Source organism: Microcystis sp. LE19-195.1E, assembly GCF_027532095.1.
GTDB classification, from domain to species: Bacteria; Cyanobacteriota; Cyanobacteriia; order Cyanobacteriales; family Microcystaceae; genus Microcystis; species Microcystis aeruginosa.
In genome coordinates, this window is record NZ_JAPZSZ010000140.1 from 1 (window position 1) to 2,619 (window position 2,619).

The following is a 2,619-nucleotide window of genomic DNA, read 5'->3' on the forward strand; positions in this document are numbered from 1 at the left end:
GACTTTCAAAAACCTTGCATTATCCTTCTTGTGGTACATCGCTTGGTACAAAAAACAAGGGCAACAAAGCCTGAAACGACCGGCTACTGACGACCGACGACCGACTCCTACCCCCAGGAAAAACTTTTTCAGCAGACCCTATTTAAATTGCCTCTTGCCTCGTCTCAACAGGCAATTTAAACGCGCGAGCAGCTTACAGCCTATTACTGTTCCATAAAAGTCCGCACCGTACCATCAGAACCAAGAACTAGACGCAATTGGGGATTACCAGGGATATCGAGGGGAGAAACAAAAGGTTGATTAAGCAGGGGCATATTAGTGCGATCGAGATAGATTTTCGCCGCCTGTCCCAGGGGAATAATCTGTTTTAGGGAACCATCCTGATTTAAGACCAAACGGTACTCTAGAGTATGCTTGAGACTTTCCGGCGGTTGCCAACGGGATTGAAAATATTCTCTGGTTTCTGCCACTTGGGGAATGGTATCTAGTAAGTTCGTCTCTGGGGCTTTAGCAGTGCTTGTGGGCGGTTTGGGGTCTAAATTGACATTTTCGGGGTTAACAGGGCTTAGAGTCGGTAAATTGGGCAATTTTGGCGGTGCTGGAGTCGGATTCATCGTGGTGGGGGGAACATTTACCAGTGCATTTGTACCCTGATCGCCAGTGACGGGGGGGGCAGTAATCGGGATTTTCTCATTATTCGGTTCAATTACGATCGCCGTGCCGCCTGGACGCGAACCTGTGACTGGTGGCGGCGGTAAAGTGGACGGCGGAATCACTAGGGGGACGCTAGAGGGGCGAACTGGGGCTGGAACGGTTCCCACGGGTGGCGGTGGCGGTAAAGGGGTTTTATTGCCCAAATTTGCCGGTAACTGCGGGTTTGGGGCGGCCGTTCCCGTGGGGGGTAAAGGCAGCGTTGGCAAGGGTTGGGGAATCTTGGCACTATTGGGATCAGTGGTTAAATCATTGTTGGCCACTTGTTGCTGTTGATAAAATGCGATCGCTATTCCCCCGATAGTTATTAGGGCTGAGGCGATTAATCCCGTCCACATCAGGGCATTTTTTCGAGTTTTCTGGCGAATTAATGGGGGTATTAGGGGGCTTTCATGGTTATATTCCCCTAAAGCATTGGCTAGATCGAATAATTGCGATGTGGTTAATTCGATCTCCTGTTTATCCTGATCGGTTAGCAGGGAACCCAAAAATAATTGATGCTGCAGAAGTCCCTGACAACGGAGAGAGGGTAAGGAGGGGAGATGGCTTTCGGGGGAACCACTAGCCACGAAAGAGAGGGTAGAAACGGGACTAGAGAGTAAATTCTGCACATAATTAGCAACAATTTCCCCTAGGAGTTGTAATTGTGTGCGATCGCCTTTGATCGTCACCTGTTTTTCCTCACTCAATCTAGGATCATCAAAACGCAATTGAAAGTGGGCATCGTTTAAGACATTTTTACCTAACCAAACCGCCAGAGGCGAACTATTTCCCCAAATTTCTAGGGTACAGGTGGGGGGTGTATATTTGCGAATTAGATTACTCATTTTTAGTTATCGGTGGGAATTATAAATTATGAATTATGAATTATGAATTATGAATTATGAACTGGGAAGCTTTTTTTCAGTGTTGCCAAAGGCACGGCGTAGCCGTCCAGTAAACAGTAAACAGTAATCGGTGAACTGAAAACTGAAACCTGAAAACTGATAACTGATAACTGATAACTGATAGCCTTTTTACTTTTTACTTGCCAAAAGGGTGTGCCAGAGAAGGAGATGACTGCGGGGGCTGCTGTAGAACAATAAATCGATTAATAATTTCCAGGCTAGGGAAATTAGGCTAGAATCACTGAGATTATTTTCCGATATTTCTGGGTATTTTAAGCGAAAATTATCAATATAATTGCCCAAAAGCGTGGTTTTGACCGGTTCTTGTCCTTGAGTTCCCACTTGTTCCAAGAGAATTACGGCGCGACGGATTAACTCTTGCTTTTTTTGGGCTAGATGACAGAGGAGGAGAACTAGAGAACGGATGTCCGCTAGGGAGAGGTTTGACTGGGGTTGCCAGTAGTGGGCAACTAGGCGATCGCTTGTATCCAGATCTAAGGCTAATTCTTGGGCTGCTTGGGTGATAGACTCGGAGTCTAAATTAGCTAGAGAGACTAAAGCTGCCAAAATCAGGTTTAAATAGCTATTAATATTCTCTAACTGCTCGTTACTGGGTGAGATAGCTAGGGGTAAATCCTCACCCGTGGAGGACTCGGCAGACTGAGGCATAGTCAAGGACATAGATAATAAGGAATTGCCAGCAGAAAAACTTGGGTTTAGGAGAAAAAATCACTGGTTCTAAAGTGTCATCGCCAATTTTGGCTCTGAAACCCCGTTCTCAAAGGACGGCTTTACTATGAAATAGTAGCGCATTTACACGATATATGCTAGAATGTGAGATATGGAGAAAGCCTATTCGTTTCGATTTTACCCCACAGCAGAACAAGAGTCGCTATTGCGGCGCACTTTGGGCTGTGTAAGATTAGTTTACAACAAAGCTCTCCACGAACGAACACAAGCTTGGTACGAAAAGCAAGAAAGAGTAGGCTACGCTCAAACTTCTTCAATGTTGACCGATTGG

Annotated in this window: 3 protein-coding genes; 1 reads left to right on the forward strand and 2 read right to left on the reverse strand. The window is 45.9% G+C overall.

Features of this window, described 5'->3' with window-relative positions; genetic code table 11:
- Positions 1–203 precede the first annotated feature (203 nt).
- Both O9300_RS08210 and O9300_RS08215 read right to left on the reverse strand, forming a co-directional pair.
- Positions 204–1,538 (reverse strand): DUF4335 domain-containing protein, encoded by a 1,335-nt coding sequence (locus O9300_RS08210; RefSeq protein WP_287971186.1) that lies wholly within the window; start codon positions 1,536–1,538, stop codon positions 204–206.
- Between the two features lie 189 nt (positions 1,539–1,727).
- Positions 1,728–2,267, reverse strand: a complete 540-nt coding sequence (locus O9300_RS08215) for a DUF3038 domain-containing protein (protein ID WP_147073269.1) — start codon at positions 2,265–2,267, stop codon at positions 1,728–1,730.
- A 172-nt stretch (positions 2,268–2,439) separates the two neighbouring features.
- On the opposite strand from O9300_RS08215, the gene O9300_RS08220 reads away from it, so the two are divergent.
- The coding region (locus tag O9300_RS08220; RefSeq protein WP_287971189.1) for a helix-turn-helix domain-containing protein at positions 2,440–2,619 on the forward strand (180 nt) is incomplete at its 3' end.

Coding starts and splice junctions, on each gene's coding strand:
- O9300_RS08210 (WP_287971186.1), bottom strand. CDS start 1,538: ATGAGTAATCTAATTCGCAAATATACACCCCCCACCTGTACCCTAGAA.
- O9300_RS08215 (WP_147073269.1), bottom strand. CDS start 2,267: ATGCCTCAGTCTGCCGAGTCCTCCACGGGTGAGGATTTACCCCTAGCT.